This window comes from Herbiconiux dendrobii (assembly GCF_052048175.1).
Taxonomy (GTDB): domain Bacteria; phylum Actinomycetota; class Actinomycetes; order Actinomycetales; family Microbacteriaceae; genus Herbiconiux.
In genome coordinates this window covers 527101-543158 of the sequence record NZ_JBLZQV010000004.1, presented here as the reverse complement: position 1 = coordinate 543158, position 16058 = coordinate 527101, and the positions used below count along the sequence as shown (strand labels likewise).

The window sequence follows — 16058 nt, the reverse complement described above, 5'->3', positions numbered from 1 at the left end:
TCCTCTCATGGCTGCTGCCCGTTCCCTTCCCTACCCGCTCGGCTTCTCGACGGTGCACGACGGTGCCGACGACACCGGCGACGGCCGCTGGAACTTCGCCCTCTACTCCGAGACCGCCGACCACGTGTACGTCTGCACCTTCGACGAGAACGGCGAGGAGACCCGCATCCGCCTGCCCGAGCGCACCGGGCACGTCTTCCACGGCTTCGTCGACGGAGCCGGCATCGGCACCCGCTACGGCATCCGCGTCGACGGCCCGTGGAACCCCGCCGCCGGTCTCCGGCACAACGTGAACAAGCTGCTGCTCGACCCGCACGCCACCGCGATCGACGGTGGCTACGACTGGGGCCAGGCCGTCTTCGGCCACGACATGAACGACCCCGAGCAGCGCGACGACACCGACTCGGCGCCGGCCACGCCCCGCTGCATCATCACCGACCCGGGCTTCGACTGGGGAGACGACCGCGCGCCGCGCACCCTGCTCAGCGAGTCGGTCGTCTACGAGACCCACGTCAAGGGCTTCACCAAGCTGCACCCCGAGATCCCGGAGGAGATCCGGGGCACCTACGCGGGCCTCGCGCATCCCTCGGCGATCAAGCACCTCACCGACCTCGGCGTCACCGCGGTCGAGCTGCTGCCGGTGCAGCAGTTCGTGCAGGACAGCCACCTCGAGGAGAAGGGCCTGCGCAACTACTGGGGCTACAACTCGATCGGCTTCTTCGCCCCGCACAACGAGTACGTGAGCGACGCGGGCGCCGCGGCCGGCCCTGGCGGGCAGGTCGCCGAATTCAAGCAGATGGTCAAGGCGCTGCACGAGGCCGGCCTGGAGGTCATCCTCGACGTGGTCTACAACCACACCGCCGAGGGCAACCACATGGGCCCGACGCTGAGCTTCAAGGGCATCGACAACGCCGCCTACTACCGCCTGGTGGAGGGCGACGAGGGCAACTACTTCGACACCACAGGCACCGGCAACAGCCTCAACGTCGGGCATCCGGCCGCCCTCGGGCTGATCATGGACTCGCTGCGCTACTGGGTCACCGAGATGCACGTCGACGGCTTCCGCTTCGACCTGGCCACCACCCTCACCCGGCAGGGCGGCGACGCCGAGCTGCACAGCGCGTTCCTCACCCTCATCCAGCAGGACCCGGTGCTCGCGCCGGTGAAGATGATCGCCGAGCCGTGGGACACCGCGGGCTACCAGGTCGGCGGCTTCCCGGCCGACTGGTCGGAGTGGAACGGCAAGTTCCGCGACGACGTGCGCGACTTCTGGAACGGCACGGATGCCGTGCTCGGCACCCTCGCGCAGCGCATCCTGGGCTCGCCCGACGTCTACGAGGCCTCACGGCGCTCGCCGCTGTCGAGCGTGAACTTCATCACCGCGCACGACGGCTTCACCCTGCACGACCTCACCTCGTACAACGACAAGCACAACGCGGCCAACGGCGAGGACAACAACGACGGCGAGAGCGACAACAAGTCCTCGAACGGCGGCGCCGAGGGCCCCACCGACGACGAGGCCGTGAACGAGCGCCGCGACCGCAAGCGCCGCAACCTGCTCGCCTCGCTGCTGCTCTCGGCCGGCGTGCCGATGCTGCTCGGCGGCGACGAACTCGGCCGCACCCAGGGCGGCAACAACAACGCCTACTGCCAGGACGACGAGATCTCGTGGTTCGACTGGGCGAACGCCGACCAGGAGCTGCTCGCCTTCACCCGCGACCTGATCGCGCTGCGCCGCGAGAACCCGGCGCTGCACCCGGCCTGGTTCCGCCAGGCGCCGTCGTCGGACGACCCGCAGGACACCGTGCGCTCGCTCCGCTCCGACGGCGAGGAGTTCTCCGACGAGGACTGGGACAACCCCGACGCGCGCTCCGTCGTGTTCGTGTTCGAGCATCCGGGCGCCGACTCCTTCGCGCTGCTCTTGAACGCGGCCGAGAACGGCGTCGAATTCCAGGTTCCGGATGCGCCCGGCGCCGAGTGGCGGCTGGCCGCCTCCAGCGACCCCGGTCAGCAGGTGGAGGGCGAGGTCAGCACGCTGATCGTGCGCGACGGATCGTTCACCCTGCTGCGCTCCGCCGCGGAGGCCGGATGACCGACCCCGACGTCGTCGTCGTCGGCTCGGGACCCAACGGTCTCGCAGCCGCCGTCACGATGGCGCGCGCCGGGCTGTCGGTGCGCGTGCACGAGGGCCAGGCCACGATCGGTGGCGGTTCGCGCACGGCCGAGACCACGCTGCCGGGGTTCCGGCACGACGTGTGCTCGGCCGTGCACCCGCTCGCCCTGGCTTCGGGGTTCTTCCGCCGCTTCGGGCTGGCGGAGCGCATCGAGCTGATCGTGCCGGAGGCCTCCTACGGGCACCCGCTCGACACGGAACCGGCTGCCGTGGCCTATCGCGACCTCGATCGCACGGTCGAAGACCTCGGCGTCGACGGCGCGGCCTGGCGGAGCCTGATGGGCCCGCTGGCCGAGCACGCCGACGAGGTGGCGCAGTTCACCGGGTCGACGCTGCTACGGCTGCCGGCCCACCCGATCACCGCGGCGCGCTTCGGGCTGCGCAGCCTCGAACAGGGCTCGCCGCTGTGGAACCTGCGGTTCCGGGGCGTGCGGGCCCCCGCCCTGCTGAGCGGGGTGGCGGCGCACTCGATCCAGCCGATGCCGAGCCTCGGAACGGCGGGCGCCGCCCTGTCGCTCGGCACCTACGCGCACAGCCGGGGCTGGGCCATCCCGCGCGGCGGCAGCCAGGCCATCGTCGAGGCGCTGGCCGACGACCTCCTGGCGCACGGCGGCGAGATCCTCACGGAGTCGCCGGTGGCGTCGCTGCGGGAGCTGGGCTCGCCGCGCGCCGTGCTGCTGGACACCTCGGCGGCCGGACTCGCCCGGCTGGCCGCCGACCGGCTGCCGGCGCGCTACCTGGCAGCGCTGCGGCGGTTCCGCTTCGGCAACGCGGTGGCGAAGGTCGACTACGCCCTGAGCGGGCCGGTGCCCTGGTCGGATCCGGCGCTCGCGCAGGCGGGCACCGTGCACGTCGGGGGGACCCGGGAGGCGATCGCCGCCTCGGAGGCCGACGTCGCGGCGGGCCGGCATCCGCACGACCCCTACGTGCTCGTCTCGCAGCCCTCGGGCTTCGACCCGTCGCGCGCGCCCGAGGGGCAGCACGTGCTCTGGGCCTACACGCACGTGCCAGCCGATTCGCCGCTGGATCGCACCGAGGCCATCACCCGGCAGATCGAGCGGTTCGCACCGGGCTTCCGCGACCTCGTGCTCGCCTCCAGCTCGCGCACGGCCATCGACCTCGAGAACCACAACCCGAACTACGTCGGAGGCGACATCGCGGGCGGGGCGGCGACCTTCGGGCAGCTGATCCGCCGGCCGACGCTCTCGCTGAACCCGTGGGCCACGCCCGCCGAGGGCGTCTACCTCTGCTCGTCGTCGACGCCTCCCGGCCCCGGCGTGCACGGGCTCGCGGGCTGGTACGCGGCCCGGCGTGCGCTGGCGAAGGAGTTCGGCATCACCATCCCGCCCTCGCTGGCGCCCTGACCGTCGCCGGTAGGCTGACCCTCGCCGCATCCTGAACGGAGGTCTCATGTCCACCAACACGCGTCGCATCGCCTGTTCGCCCGAGGAGCTGTTCGAGGTGCTCGCCGACGGCTGGCTGTTCCCGGTGTGGGTGGTCGGGGCCTCCCGGATGCGCGAGGTCGAAGACGCCTGGCCTTCCGTGGGCAGCCGCCTGCACCACTCCTTCGGCGTGTGGCCGGCGTTGATCGACGATCAGACCACGGTGACGGAGTGGGACCCGCCGCGCCGGATGGTGATCCGTCCCGCCGGCGGGCCGATCGGCGAGGCGCAGGTCACGCTCGACGTGCGCCCGCACCGCGACGGCTGCGTCGTACGGATCCGCGAGAAGGCGGTGAAGGGGCCGGGAGCCCTGGTTCCGGGGCCGCTGCTGGACGTGCCGCTCCATCTGCGCAACATCGAGACGCTGCGGCGGCTCGCGTTCATCGCCGAGGGCCGGCGCCGAGAGTAAGCACCGAGGGTAAGCACCGAGGGGACGCGCTCACGGAAAGCGCTGCGGGTCGCGCGCTGCCTCACCAGCCCTCGGGGCCCGCCGAGCCGGCCGCGTACTCTTCCAGGGGCGTCGCATCCTCGGCCCAGGCGGTGAGCACGGGTGTCACGATGCGCCAGCACTGCTCGGCCACCGCGCCGGGAACCGAGAGCAGCGTGTCGTCCTGCAGGATGCCGGCCAGCACCTGGGCGTAGGCGCCGAGGTTCGCCTCTCCCGGGTGCGCCTCGAGGGCCACTCGCTCGAGGCCTCCGGCGTCGTCGGCGCTGTTCACGAACAGGTCGAGGTCGACGTCGCTGCCCTCCAGCGACATCCGCAGCACCGTCTCCGAGTCCTGGGATGCTCCGCCCGCGGCACGCAGCCCGGCCGGCGCCGACGAGGCCTTGAAATGGACCGCCACCTCGGTGCGCGGATGGCCGATCGCCTTGCCCGAACGCAGCACGAACGGCACGCCCTGCCAGCGCGGGGTGTCGACCTGCAGCAGGAGCTGCGCGAGGGTCTCGGTGCGGCGATCGGCGTCGACGTCCGGCTCGTCGACATAGGAGGGGAAGAAGCGGCCGTCGGCCCGGCCCTCGCCCCCGATCCGGCCCTCGGTATAGCGGGCGCGGCGGGCGCCGGAGGGGTCGTCGCGCCAGACCCGCACGGCACCGAGCACCTCGGCCATCCGATCGTGCACCTCGTCGGGCGTGACGGCGTCCGGCCGCTCCATCGCGGTGAGGGCGAGCACCATCAGCAGGTGGCTCTGCAGCATGTCGCGCAGGGCGCCGGTCTGGTCGTAGAAGGTGGCGCGGCCTTCGATGCCGAGCTCCTCGTCGTAGACGATCTCGACCTTGTCGATGTGCTCGGCGCTCCAGCCGGCCTCCATCAGGCGGTTGCCGAAGCGGAGGCCGAGCATCCCGAGCACGGTCGCGTTGCCGAGGAAGTGGTCGACGCGCCACAACCGGTCTTCGGGGATGACGGCGGCGAGGGCCGCGTTGAGCTCTTGGGCGTCGGCGAGGTCGGAGCCGAACGGCTTCTCGATGGCCACCACGAGGTCGTCGGGCAGCTCGATCGCGGCCAGCGACTCGGCGACCGTGCGCCCCATGGCCGGCGGCAGGGCGACGTAGAGGATCGGCGGATGCTCGCAGGCGGCCAGCAGGGCGGCGAGCTGCTCGGGGTCGGAGGCATCCGTCGGCACGAACCGCGCCTCGGCGACCAGGGCGTCGACCGTGTGCGGCGAGACCTCCGCCGCCTCGAGGCTGCGGCGCACCAGACCCCGCCACTCCTCGTCGCTCTGCGGGGTGCGCGCGGCACCGATGACCTGCAGCCGGATGCCGCGCGAGACGTCGAGCACCCGCCCGAGCCCCGGCAGCAGCAGCCGCTCGGTGAGGTCGCCGCCGGCGCCGAGCACGGCGATCGAGCGCGTGGTGGGGGAGAGGGACTCCGCGTCGGGGATTCCGGGGGCGTCGGGGGTGTCGGTCATGCTCCTGACCCTAGCCAGGTCGGCGACGACCGGCTCGGATCCGGTGCCCGGACAGACGAAAGGGCGGCACGGCCGAAGCCGTACCGCCCTCGATCAGCCGATCGGTCGATTCTCAGATCAGCCGATCAGCGGATCGTCGTCATCAGCTGTTGCGACGTGCCACGTTCGTGCGACGCGCGATCAGCAGTGCTCCACCGGCTGCGAGCAGCAGGGCCAGCCCGCCGCCGAGCAGCGGAGCCACGGTGCCACCGGTGTTGGCGAGGCCCGTTCCGGGGTTGCCCGCCGGAACGCTGCCGCCGCCGTTACCGCCGCCGCCGTTCACGGCGGTGATGGTGACCGTCGACGTGGTGCCGGCGCTGGCCACACCCTCGATCGACTGGGTCGCCGTGATGGTGACCGTGCCGGCTGCGAGCTGACCGCCCAGGGCGATGCTCCAGGTGCCGTCGGTGACGGTGTCGGTGCCGACGATGGTGCCGTTCACCCAGAGGGTGACCGTCGCGCCGTCGATACCGGTGCCGGAGACCGACTGGGGGCCTGCGCCCTGGTCGTATCCGGTGCCGCTCTTCGGGTCGGTGATCGCCGGGGCGACCGGAGCGACCTGGAACGACAGCGAGGCGGCCGGCGAGGTGCTCGAGCCCTCGGCGGACTGAGTGGCCGAGACGGTGTACTTGCCGTAGCCGAGCTTCACGTCGACACTCCAGGTGCCGTCGGAGCCGACTGTGGCGGTGTCTTCGACGTCACCGGTCAGCGTGACCGTGGCGCCGGGGGTGCCGGTGCCGCGCAGGAAGCTGAGCGAGGTCTCGACCGACTGGCCGTCGAACGGCGAGGTGAACACCGGAGCCGCGAGCGGAGCCGGGAGCACGTCGACGTCGAACGTCGTGGCGGGGGAGGAGGAGAAGCCCTGCGTGGCGGCGATCGAGTAGGAGATCGCGCCGGCGGTGGCGGGAGCCGGGAACGACCAGTTGCCGCTGCCGTCGATGGCCACCGTGAAGGAGTCGCCCGTGGACGGGTCGACCTCGAGGGTCGTACCGGCGGGGCCGGTGCCGGTGATGAAGCCGCCGGCGTAGATGTCGCCGCCGTCACCCGGGAAGGTGACCTGCGGTGCGTCGATCTTGACGGCGACGGTGTAGCCGCCGGTCAGCGCGAGGCCGGCCTGCAGGTCGGCGCCCCAGACGAACGAGTCCGCTTCGCTTCCGCCCGAGACGACGCCGATGGCGGTGTCGCCCTGGATGATCGATCCGCCGGAGTCACCGGGCTTGGACAGCATGGTCGCGCCGAAGCCGTAGACCTGGTGGCCGCTGACGTTCGCCCAGCCCTTGACGGCCTGGATCGTACCGGTGCTGAAGCCCGTGGTGCGGCCGCTCTTGGAGATGGTCGCGCCCATCGAGGCCTCGCCGACCGAGCGCACGGGCACGGTGGAGGAGGCGAGGTCGTCGCTGGCGATGGCCGCGGCCGACCAGTTCGTGACCTCGGGGAGCAGGGTGAGGTCGTCGTTCGTGACGTCCCAGGTGGAGATGTCGACCGAGTTCAGGTCGCCGTCGGTGCCGGCGGAGTCGCCGGGGCCGCCGAACTGGCTGAAGCCCACCTCGCCGAGCTCGGCGAGCAGGCTCGGCTGCGTGCCGCCGCCGGCCGTGTCGTCGGAGGGCACGGTCAGTGCGCTCAGGCCGAGACGGGCGCCGGTCTCCTCGTTCAGGGTGCAGTGACCCGCCGAGATGACCGCGGGGTCGCCCTCGGGGGTGAAGCCGGAGAAGCCGACCGAGCAGAGCCCGACCTGCTGGTCTCCGACGTTCTCGTACGCCGCGTATCCGGCGCCGCCGACGACCTCGTCGGCGGCATAGGCCTCGATCGGGCCCGACAGCGTCTTGATCACGGTGTTGCCGGCCGAGCCGAGCAGCAGGCGCGACTCGCCACCGAGGGAGGCGCTGTCGGCCGTGGTGTAGACGACCACGTTGCCGGCACCGTCGGTCGCGACGGCCTGGATGTCTCCGTCGACCGTCAGGAGCGACTGCGCCAGAGCGTCGAAAGCCGGTCCGCTGGTGGGGAGTTCGGCGTCATCCGCAGCGAAGGCCGCGGTTCCGAATGCACCGGTCATGCCGGCTACTGCAAGTGTTCCGACCGCGAGATACGCGAGCCTCTTTTTCAACGTCATCGATGGATACCCTCTGGTTCTGTATTGGAGAACGGGGGTTGTTCAGACATACCGGTCTCCCGTTGATGTCCGCCCCCTCGTCCTAGGGTAGTCAACTCTTGTCGATAAACACAGGGTGAAGTCAAAGGAACTTCTCATCTTGTTGATTGTTCCGGCCCGGACTGGTCGGATGGAGGCATGTCTTCTCGCCGTCTCGTCCCCTTCCTCGCCCTGTCGATCGCCCTGGTGGGCCTGGCCGGATGCGCCTCGGGACAGGCCGGCGGGCCCGGGGAGGGCGGCGACGACGGCGGCAGCACGGGCGCGAGCGCAGCCGTGGATCCGGCGGCGGTCGGCACCTGGCGCGCAGCGGATCCCGACACGGCCTGGCTCCGGATCGACGACGCCGGCGCGGTCACCGGCAGTGACGGCTGCAACAAGGTCACGGGCACCGCCGCCGTCGACGGCGACACGATCGAGTTCACGATGGGGCTGATGACGCAGAAGGCCTGCTCCGGTGTCACCCTCTCGTTCGGCACCCTCACCTCGGGTCAGCTGTCGGGCGACGTGCTCACCGCTCGCGACCGCGACGGGGCCGACCTCGTCGAACTGCACCGCTCCGCCGAGTAAGAGGACGCTCGTCCGACCTGTTCTGGACACCTGTCCAGAATCAGGCGTAGGATCGGCGCGTGACGGCGCAGCAGCAGAACGCGAACCAGGCCATCCGCAGCTCTCTGGAGGGGTCGGACGACCCGCGGGTCGCGCGCACACGCTCGGGCATCCTCGAGGCCGTCCGTGCGCTGTCGGAGGCGGGCGAGGAGCTCTCGGCGGCGGCCATCGCCCGGGCCGCGGGTATTAGCCGCGCCAGCTTCTACGCGCACTACGCCGGCCTCGACGACCTCGCGAACAGCCTGCGGCGCGACGCCTTCCGGGTGATCGCCGAACTCTACGACGGCGAGGTGCTGCGCACGGGCGCCGATGCCCTCAAAGCCTCCCAGGATCGCCTGGTGGCGCACTTCGCCGAGAACCGGGGCCTGTATGCCGCCGTCAGCGCGCTGCCGGTGTCCAAGCAGAGCTACTTGGCCGATGTGCGCGCGATGGCCGCCGTGATCGAGCGCGAACTGGCCGAGCATCCGGCGTTCCCCGACGGCCTTGACCCGGTCGCCACCGCTCGGTACGTCGCCGGCGCCGCCTACGGCCTGCTGGATGCCTGGATCGCCGAGGAGGTCGATCTCACCGAGCCCCAACTGGTCGAGCACCTGCTGAGGCTCCTGCCCTCGTGGTTCAGCCGCACGCGCTGAACCGACCCGAAGAAAGGAACACCCATGAAAGCCGCCATCGTGCGCGAACTCGGCGCAGGCTTCGTCACCGAAGACATCGAGCTGGCCGAGCCGATCGGCCGCGAGGTGCTGATCGACGTGAAGGCGTCGGGCCTCTGCCACACCGATCTCACCTACTCCCGCAACGATCTCGGCTCCCCGCTGCCGATGCTGCTCGGCCACGAGGTCTCCGGCGTCGTCGCCGCGGTCGGCCCCGGTGTCACCGAGTTCGCCGTGGGCGACCACGTGGTCGGGTGCCTCGTGCAGTCCTGCGGGAAGTGCGAGGCCTGTCTGACCGGCCGCACCTTCCAGTGCGAGCACCCCGAGGAGACGCTGCGTCACGAGGGCGACGCGCCCCGCGTCACGGCGGCCGGAGACGGAGACGGCACTGGCGACGGCGCTGGCGTCACCGGCGAGAAGATCGAGCAGGTCTTCGGTCTCGGCGGATTCGCGCAGCAGGCCCTCATCCACGAGAACCAGCTGGTGAAGGTGAGCGAGCGCATCCCGTTCCCGCAGGCCGCCCTGCTCGGCTGCGGCGTGGTGACGGGAGCCGGAGCCGTCATCAACACCTCGAACACCCAGGCCGGCGACGCGGTCGTCATCATCGGCGCGGGCGGCGTGGGGCTGAACGCCATCAACGGCGCCGTCGTGGCGGGCGCGACGACGATCATCGCGGTCGACGTGGCCGACGACAAGCTCGAGAAGGCGAAGCGCTTCGGCGCCACCCACACCGTCAACTCCACGTCGACGGATGCCGTGGCCGAGGTGCTGGCCATCACCGGCCGGGGCGCGGATGCCGCGTTCGACTTCGTGGGCATCCCCGCGGTCACCGCCTCGGGGCTGGAGATGATCAGGCCGGGCGGCGGCCTCTACCTGATCGGCATCCTCGACCCGGCGGCGACGGTGCCGCTGCTCACGATCGGGCTGATCGGAACGCAGAAGCGCATCCAGGGTGTGTACATGGGATCGACCACGCCCAAGCGCGACATCCCGCTCTACGCCGACCTCTACCTGCAGGGCCGCTTCGACCTCGACGACCTGATGTCACGTGAGATCGCCCTCGACGGCGTGAACGAGGGCTACGAGGCGCTGAAAGACCCGGAGGTCACCCGCGTGGTCATCACGTCCGGCCTCGCCTGACTCACCGCCACTTGGCGCAAGTCGCCGCTCCTCACCGCCACTTGGCGCAAGTCGCCGCTCGTCACCGCGACTTGCCACAACTTGTGCCAAGTCGCGGCGGATTGCGGCGACTTCTGCGAAGTGGCGGGTGCGGTGCGCGACGGGCGGGTCACGGGATGAGGATGAGCTTTCCGCCCGGATGCTGCGACTTCAGCTCCTCCAGGGCGGCGCGCGCCTCGTCGAGGGGGTAGGTGCGCGCGATCGGCACCACGAGCTCGCCGCGCCCCGCCGCCGCGATCAGACGCGGGCGTACCTCGTCGCGGAAGGCGGCGCTCGCGGGCATGCCGCCGCCGATCGCGATGATGCCGTCGGCCTCCGCCCGGCCCATGGCCGCGATCGTGACGATGCGCCGACGATCGGTCACGAGGGCGAGTGAGGTGTCGACGGCCTCGTCGGTGCCCACGCAGTCCAGCGCCGCGTCGACGCCCTCGGGCGCCTTCGACCGCAGTCGCTGCTCGAGCCCTTCGCCGTAGGCCACGGGGTCGCCGCCGAAGCGCCGCACCACGTCGAAGCTCGCCTCGCTCGCCGTGCCGATCACCCGCACGCCGCCGATCAGGGCGGCCTGCTGCAGCAGGCTGATTCCGACCGCTCCGGATGCCCCGTGCACGAGCACGGTGTCGCCCGGCTTCACGCCGGTGACGTGCAGCATCTCGGCGGCGGTCGTGCCGGCCAGCAGCAGTCCCGCGGCCTCCTCGAACGACACGCCCGCGGGCTTCGCGAACACGTCCGAGGCGGGAAGGGTCAGTGCGCTGGAGTACCCACCCCTCACCCGGAAGGCCAGCACCTCGTCGCCGACGGCGCCGCCGCCCGAGGCGATCACGGTGTCGGGGCCGATGGCCGCGATGACCCCCGCAACTTCGTACCCGACCCGGACCGGCAGGTCGCTCGGGTCGCCGCCACGAGCCACGTGCTTGAAGTCGGCCGGGTTCATGCCCGCCGCTTTCACCTCGACGGTCACCTCGCCCGGCCCGGGGGCCGGCACCTCGGTCTCGATCTCCTCGAACACGTCGAGGTCTCCGTACTCCCGTGCGATCCAGCTGCGTGCCATGAGAACAACGCTACTCCGGACTCCTCGCGGTGCGGATGGGCGGGTCCTTCCATTCATAGGTTTCGCATAGCCCGACCATAGGAGGCCCTTGGCCGGGTCACGAACACTGGATGCACAACGACCATCCCACCGGCGCATCCGGCACCGGCCGACGAACCAGCGAGGACGACATGAGCAGGATCCCCGAACCCGAATCCACCCCCGAGGGCCCGGCCTACGAGGGCCGGCTCCTCACCCGGGTCGACGAGGAGGTGGTCGACCAGGGTGTCGCCTTCGACATCCGCACGCTGGTGAGCCGCCGGACCGTGCTGAGCGCCGTCGGCTTCGGCCTGGGAGCGGTGGCCCTCGCCGCCTGCACCACCGGCACGAGTGGCAGCAGCGCCTCCGGATCGACCGCCACCGCGACATCCGGAGCCACGACGGGCAGTGCCTCGGGGCTGCCGGCGGGCGAGATCCCCGACGAGACCGCCGGCCCCTATCCGGGCGACGGCTCCAACGGCGCCGACGTGCTCGAGGAGTCGGGTGTGGTGCGCAGCGACATCCGCTCGAGCATCGGCGGCGGCACCACCGCGGCCGGCGTGCCGATGGCGCTCTCGCTCACCATCCTCGACATGGCGAACGGCGATGCGCCGTTCCAGGACGTCGCCGTCTACGTCTGGCACTGCGACGCTCACGGCGACTACTCCATGTACTCGGAGGGTATCGAGAACGAGACCTATCTGCGCGGTGTGCAGGTCGCCGACAGCACCGGAACGGTGTCGTACACGTCGATCTTCCCGGCCTGCTACAGCGGCCGCTGGCCGCACATCCACTTCGAGGTGTATCCCTCGGTGAACGACATCGCAGACTCCGCGAACGCGATCGCGACCTCGCAGGTGGCCCTGCCGCAGGCCGTCTGCGACGCGGTGTACCAGCTCTCCGAGTACGAGGGATCCAGCGCCAACCTCGCGCAGGTGAGCCTCGACTCCGACAACGTGTTCGGTGACGACGGGGGAGCCCTGCAGCTCGCGACCGTGACGGGAGACGCGACAGCGGGCTACGCGGTCTCGCTCACCGTGCGGGTCGACACGAGCACGACGCCGACCGCCGGTGCCGCACCCTCGGGCGGCGGGGGAGCGGGCGGCCCCGGCGGCGGCGGAACCCCGCCCGCCGGCGCGCCCGGCCAGTAAGGACACACCATGGGACTGCTGCAGAACCTCACCGGATGGCACGCGCTCATCCTGCTCGCCGTCGTGCTGCTGTTCTTCGGCGCGGCGAAGCTGCCGACGCTCGCGAAGAGCCTCGGCCAGTCGGCCCGCATCCTGAAGGACGAGGTCGGCGAGCCGCCGGCCGCGGCCACCCGGGAGTAGACGGATGTTCGGGCTCACGTTCGAGAAGCTGCTGCTGATCGGCCTGCTCGCGGCGTTCCTCATCGGCCCGCGTCAGCTACCGGTCTACGCCCGGAAGTTGGGGGTCCTGGTGCGCACGGTGCGCGGGATGGCCGACACCGCCAAGGCCCGGGTGGCCGAGGAGCTCGGCCCGGAGTTCCACGAGACCGACTGGAAGAAGCTCGACCCTCGCCAGTACGACCCGCGCCGCATCGTGCGCGACGCGCTCGCCGACGACGGCATCACCGTCCCGTCCGCGCCCGAACCTCCCCCCGCCCTCGCGCCCGTCCGCTCCCGCGCGGTGACCCCCGGCGGCTGGCAGGAGGCCCTGCTCGCCCGGGTGGACGCACCGGTCGCCCGGAGTTCCGATTAGACCGCAGCGATCCCGGTGCATCCCGCACCGGGATCGCTTGTGTTAAGGCCTTGTTACATCTCGGCGTCTCGTGAATAATTCAGATCGTTGCGTCATATGATGACATTCCGATCTACATACTAAGAATTATTCGGCGACGAGGGGCATGAGATGACAAGCCAGAGCACGGTGACGGCGTTCCAGGATGCGATCGCCGCCGCCACGCCCTCGATCGAGGCGATCGTCGATTTCGTGAACGAGCATCCGGAGCTCGCCCACCAGGAGACCGAGACCGCGGCCCACCTCGTCGCGCAGCTGCGCTCCGCCGGCTACACCGTCACCGAGGGCGTCGCCGGCATGGACACGGCCTTCCGCGCCGAGCTCGAGTTCGCCGCACCCGGCACGACGGTCGGCGTCATCGCCGTCTACGACGCACCCGCCTCCATCGACGACGACGGACGCGTGAACCCGGTGCACTCCTGCGGCCACGGCCCCCAGGCTGGCGGCGTGATCGGCGCGGCCCTCGCCCTCGCCGCCGTGCGCGAGCAGCTCACCGGTTCCGTGGTGATCGTGGGCTGCCCGGCCGACGAGATCCACTCGCCGCTCACCCGAGAGCTCGGCAGCGGCAAGGCCCGCACCGCCGCGGCCGGGGTGTGGGACGACATCGACGTGGCCCTCTACCCGCATCCGGAGTTCATCGACACCGTCTGGCCCGCCTCGCTGCTGATGCGCCGCGAGACCGCCCACGTCGTCGGCATCCGTACCCTGCGCCGCGACGTCGTATGCACCCCGCTGGTGGCGATGGCCAACGTGTCGAAGGTCGCCGAGCGCTTCGACCCCGCCACCCTCATCATCGAGTCGGTCACCGTCGACGGCGACGTGGAGGAGTCGGCCGGCATGACCTTCGAGGCGAGCTTCCTGGTGTTCGCGCACACCGCCGAGGAGCTCGAAGCTCGCATCGCCGACCTGCACGACACCGTCGGCGAGGCCACCTGGACCACCTCGGGTGTCATCGACGCGGTGCGACCGGATGCGGGCGTCACCGCCCTGGTCGCCGAGGCCTTCGCTCTGGCCGGCCGCGACTTCGTGGCCGAGCCGCCCGCGCTCGGGTTCGCCACCGACTTCGGCAACGTGACCCAGGTGACGAGGGCTGCGAGCGTGGGCGTCGGGCATCCGGACGGCTGGCGCTACCACACCCCCACCGGCGCCGAGGAGTTCGCGGGAACCCCGGGCAAAGAGGTCGCGGTCTCGACCGCCCAGGTGATCGGCCTCGCGGTGATCACGATCGGCGCCGCCACGGATTTCTGAGCGAGGCCGCCGCCGGAGCATCCGCACCGGCCTCACCGAGCCCAGACGACACAGCCGCAACGACAGAACAGACAGGAACAGCACATGACCGATAGCCGACGCCACGCCGAGATCTCGGGTGGGGGCTTCGCGGGACTCACCGCGGCCACCGCCCTGGCGCAGAAGGGCTGGAGCGTTCGCCTGCACGAACGCGCTCCCGAGCTGCGTGCCGAGGGTGCGGGCATCGTGCTCTGGAACAACAGCCTGCAGGTGCTCGACGCGATCGGGGCCACCCCCGACCTCGACGCGCGCTCGATGACCCCGCCCGCCTACGAGACGCGGATGAACAACGTCATCCAGTCGCAGGAGGAGCTCGACGGCATCCGCTGGCGCACGATGACCCGCCCGCACCTGCACCAGACGCTGCTCACCGCGGCGCGCGAGGCCGGGGTCGAGATCCAGGCCGGCTCCGAGGTAGTGGCCGCGACCCCCGAGGGCGAGATCACGATGGCCTCCGGCGAGAAGGCGCAGGCCGACCTCGTGATCGGCGCCGACGGCGTCGGATCGGCCGTGCGCGACTCGCTCCGCATCCCGCTGAAGCGCCAGCGCTCGGGCGACGGCATCACGCGCTTCCTGGTTCCCCGCCGCAAGGCCGAGCTGCAGGCGCTCGAGCCCGACACCGAGTGGGACAACGTGATCGACTTCTGGAACCTCGAGCCCCGCGTGCTGCGCGTGCTCTACACGCCGGCCAACGACGAAGAGCTGTACATCGCCCTGATGTCGCCCTCCGCCGATGCCGACGGCTCCCGCGTGCCGATCGACCTCGAGCTGTGGACCTCGGTGTTCCCGCAGCTGGCGCCGGTGCTCCAGGATGCCGCGGGCATCCAGGGCCGCTACTACGGCTACCAGACCACCCGGCTCGAGCACTGGACCCAGGGCCGCGTCGCCCTGATCGGCGACTCGGCGCACGCCATGTGCCCCGCCCTCGCGCAGGGCGCCGGCACCGCGATGCAGAACGCCTGGACGCTGGCCGTGGCCGCGACGGAGGCCGTGGCCTCCGGTGGCACCGACTCGCTCCCGGATGCGCTCACCGAGTGGGAGCGCATCGAGCGCCCCTACACCGACCGCGCGCAGGACCGCTCTCAGTGGTACGCCGACACCCGCGAGATGGCCAAGGGCAATCAGTTCGTGGGCGAGAGCGTCGAGACCGCCCTCTACAACCCCACCGACCCCCACCGACACGAGGTAGCAGCATGAGCATCGCCCCCGCATCCACCATCGACTCCATCTACAAGGTCCGCGCGTGGCACTCCTTCGTGCAGGAGACCGTGCACGAGCTCGGCCCCGCGCCCGAGCAGCCGCTGATCAAGGCGGCCGTGGCCGTGGTGTTCGAGAACCCGTTCGCGGGGCAGTGGGTCGACGACCTCTCGCCGCTCACCGACGCCAGCGAGAGCCTCGGCACCGAGCTCGGCCGTCGTGCCGTCGCCCTGCTGGGCGGCCGCCCGGTCGAGAGCTACGGCAAGGGCGGACTCGCCGGCGTGAACGGCGAGCAGGAGCACATCGTGGCCTGCGTCACCACCGTGTTCGGCAACGCCCTGCGCGCGGCCGTCGGCGGCGGCGAGGCCTGGATCTCGTCGGCCACCAAGGTCGCTCCGGCGGGGGCGCAGATCGACATCCCCCTCGCGTACAAAGATGAGGTGTACGTGCGGTCGCACTACGACGCGATCACCCTGACGCTTCCGGATGCGCCCCGCCCCGACGAGATCGTGATCATCGCGGCCGTCGCCACCGGCGGCCGGGTGAACGCCCGCGTCGGCGGCATCACGGTCGACGAAGTCGTCGCCGGCACGCAGTCCTGA

General features: G+C 71.2%; 15 protein-coding genes. 12 read left to right on the top strand and 3 right to left on the bottom strand.

Annotated elements, in window-relative coordinates:
* Positions 1–7: 7 nt before the first annotated feature.
* Genes glgX through ACN4JJ_RS15310 form a run of 3 tightly spaced genes read left to right on the top strand, consistent with a single transcriptional unit; the run spans position 8 to position 4024 of the window.
* The gene (glgX, locus tag ACN4JJ_RS15320) at positions 8–2092 is read left to right on the top strand and encodes a glycogen debranching protein GlgX (RefSeq protein WP_440710748.1); all 2085 of its coding nucleotides are present in this window, start codon (positions 8–10) and stop codon (positions 2090–2092) included.
* Positions 2089–3537 carry a phytoene desaturase family protein gene (locus tag ACN4JJ_RS15315; protein ID WP_440710747.1) on the top strand — a complete coding sequence of 483 codons (1449 nt, stop codon included), beginning with the start codon at positions 2089–2091 and terminating at the stop codon, positions 3535–3537. Before glgX ends, ACN4JJ_RS15315 begins: the two co-directional genes overlap by 4 nt.
* Before the next feature lie 46 nt (positions 3538–3583).
* Entirely contained in the window at positions 3584–4024 is a 441-nt protein-coding gene (locus tag ACN4JJ_RS15310; RefSeq protein ID WP_440710746.1) for an SRPBCC family protein, read from the top strand.
* Between the two features lie 61 nt (positions 4025–4085).
* Here the strand turns inward: ACN4JJ_RS15310 and ACN4JJ_RS15305 are convergent, their stop codons facing one another.
* Together ACN4JJ_RS15305 and ACN4JJ_RS15300 are read right to left on the bottom strand one after the other, a co-directional pair.
* Complete coding sequence (locus ACN4JJ_RS15305; RefSeq protein WP_440710745.1) at positions 4086–5522, bottom strand: glucose-6-phosphate dehydrogenase; 1437 nt, start codon at positions 5520–5522, stop codon at positions 4086–4088.
* Positions 5523–5664: 142 nt separating this feature from the next.
* Positions 5665–7614, bottom strand: a complete 1950-nt coding sequence (locus ACN4JJ_RS15300) for a hypothetical protein (RefSeq protein ID WP_440710744.1) — start codon at positions 7612–7614, stop codon at positions 5665–5667.
* Between the two features lie 234 nt (positions 7615–7848).
* On the opposite strand from ACN4JJ_RS15300, the gene ACN4JJ_RS15295 reads away from it, so the two are divergent.
* The 3 genes from ACN4JJ_RS15295 to ACN4JJ_RS15285 are packed head-to-tail and all read left to right on the top strand — an operon-like array spanning position 7849 to position 10106.
* Positions 7849–8277, top strand: a complete 429-nt coding sequence (locus ACN4JJ_RS15295) for an META domain-containing protein (protein ID WP_440710743.1) — start codon at positions 7849–7851, stop codon at positions 8275–8277.
* Between the two features lie 59 nt (positions 8278–8336).
* Entirely contained in the window at positions 8337–8948 is a 612-nt protein-coding gene (locus tag ACN4JJ_RS15290; RefSeq protein WP_440710742.1) for a TetR/AcrR family transcriptional regulator, read from the top strand.
* 24 nt (positions 8949–8972) lie between these two features.
* A complete protein-coding gene (locus ACN4JJ_RS15285) occupies positions 8973–10106 on the top strand; it encodes a zinc-binding dehydrogenase (RefSeq protein WP_440710741.1) in 1134 nt (377 codons plus the stop codon).
* Positions 10107–10254: 148 nt separating this feature from the next.
* On the opposite strand, the gene ACN4JJ_RS15280 is transcribed toward ACN4JJ_RS15285, so the two are convergent.
* The gene (locus ACN4JJ_RS15280) at positions 10255–11193 is read right to left on the bottom strand and encodes an NADP-dependent oxidoreductase (RefSeq protein ID WP_440710740.1); all 939 of its coding nucleotides are present in this window, start codon (positions 11191–11193) and stop codon (positions 10255–10257) included.
* A gap of 170 nt (positions 11194–11363) precedes the next feature.
* Between ACN4JJ_RS15280 and ACN4JJ_RS15275 the strand changes: the two genes are divergently transcribed.
* From ACN4JJ_RS15275 to ACN4JJ_RS15250, 6 genes are all read left to right on the top strand, one after another.
* Positions 11364–12362, top strand: coding sequence for an intradiol ring-cleavage dioxygenase (locus ACN4JJ_RS15275; RefSeq protein WP_440710838.1), 999 nt, complete (start codon positions 11364–11366; stop codon positions 12360–12362).
* A gap of 9 nt (positions 12363–12371) precedes the next feature.
* Positions 12372–12542, top strand: coding sequence for a twin-arginine translocase TatA/TatE family subunit (locus ACN4JJ_RS15270; protein ID WP_440710739.1), 171 nt, complete (start codon positions 12372–12374; stop codon positions 12540–12542).
* 4 nt (positions 12543–12546) lie between these two features.
* A complete protein-coding gene (locus tag ACN4JJ_RS15265) occupies positions 12547–12933 on the top strand; it encodes a twin-arginine translocase TatA/TatE family subunit (protein WP_440710738.1) in 387 nt (128 codons plus the stop codon).
* Between the two features lie 150 nt (positions 12934–13083).
* Positions 13084–14220, top strand: a complete 1137-nt coding sequence (locus ACN4JJ_RS15260; protein WP_440710737.1) for a M20/M25/M40 family metallo-hydrolase — start codon at positions 13084–13086, stop codon at positions 14218–14220.
* 84 nt (positions 14221–14304) lie between these two features.
* The gene (locus ACN4JJ_RS15255; RefSeq protein ID WP_440710736.1) at positions 14305–15456 is read left to right on the top strand and encodes an FAD-dependent oxidoreductase; all 1152 of its coding nucleotides are present in this window, start codon (positions 14305–14307) and stop codon (positions 15454–15456) included.
* Entirely contained in the window at positions 15453–16058 is a 606-nt protein-coding gene (locus ACN4JJ_RS15250) for an amino acid synthesis family protein (RefSeq protein ID WP_440710735.1), read from the top strand. The genes ACN4JJ_RS15255 and ACN4JJ_RS15250 overlap by 4 nt, the downstream gene beginning before the upstream one ends.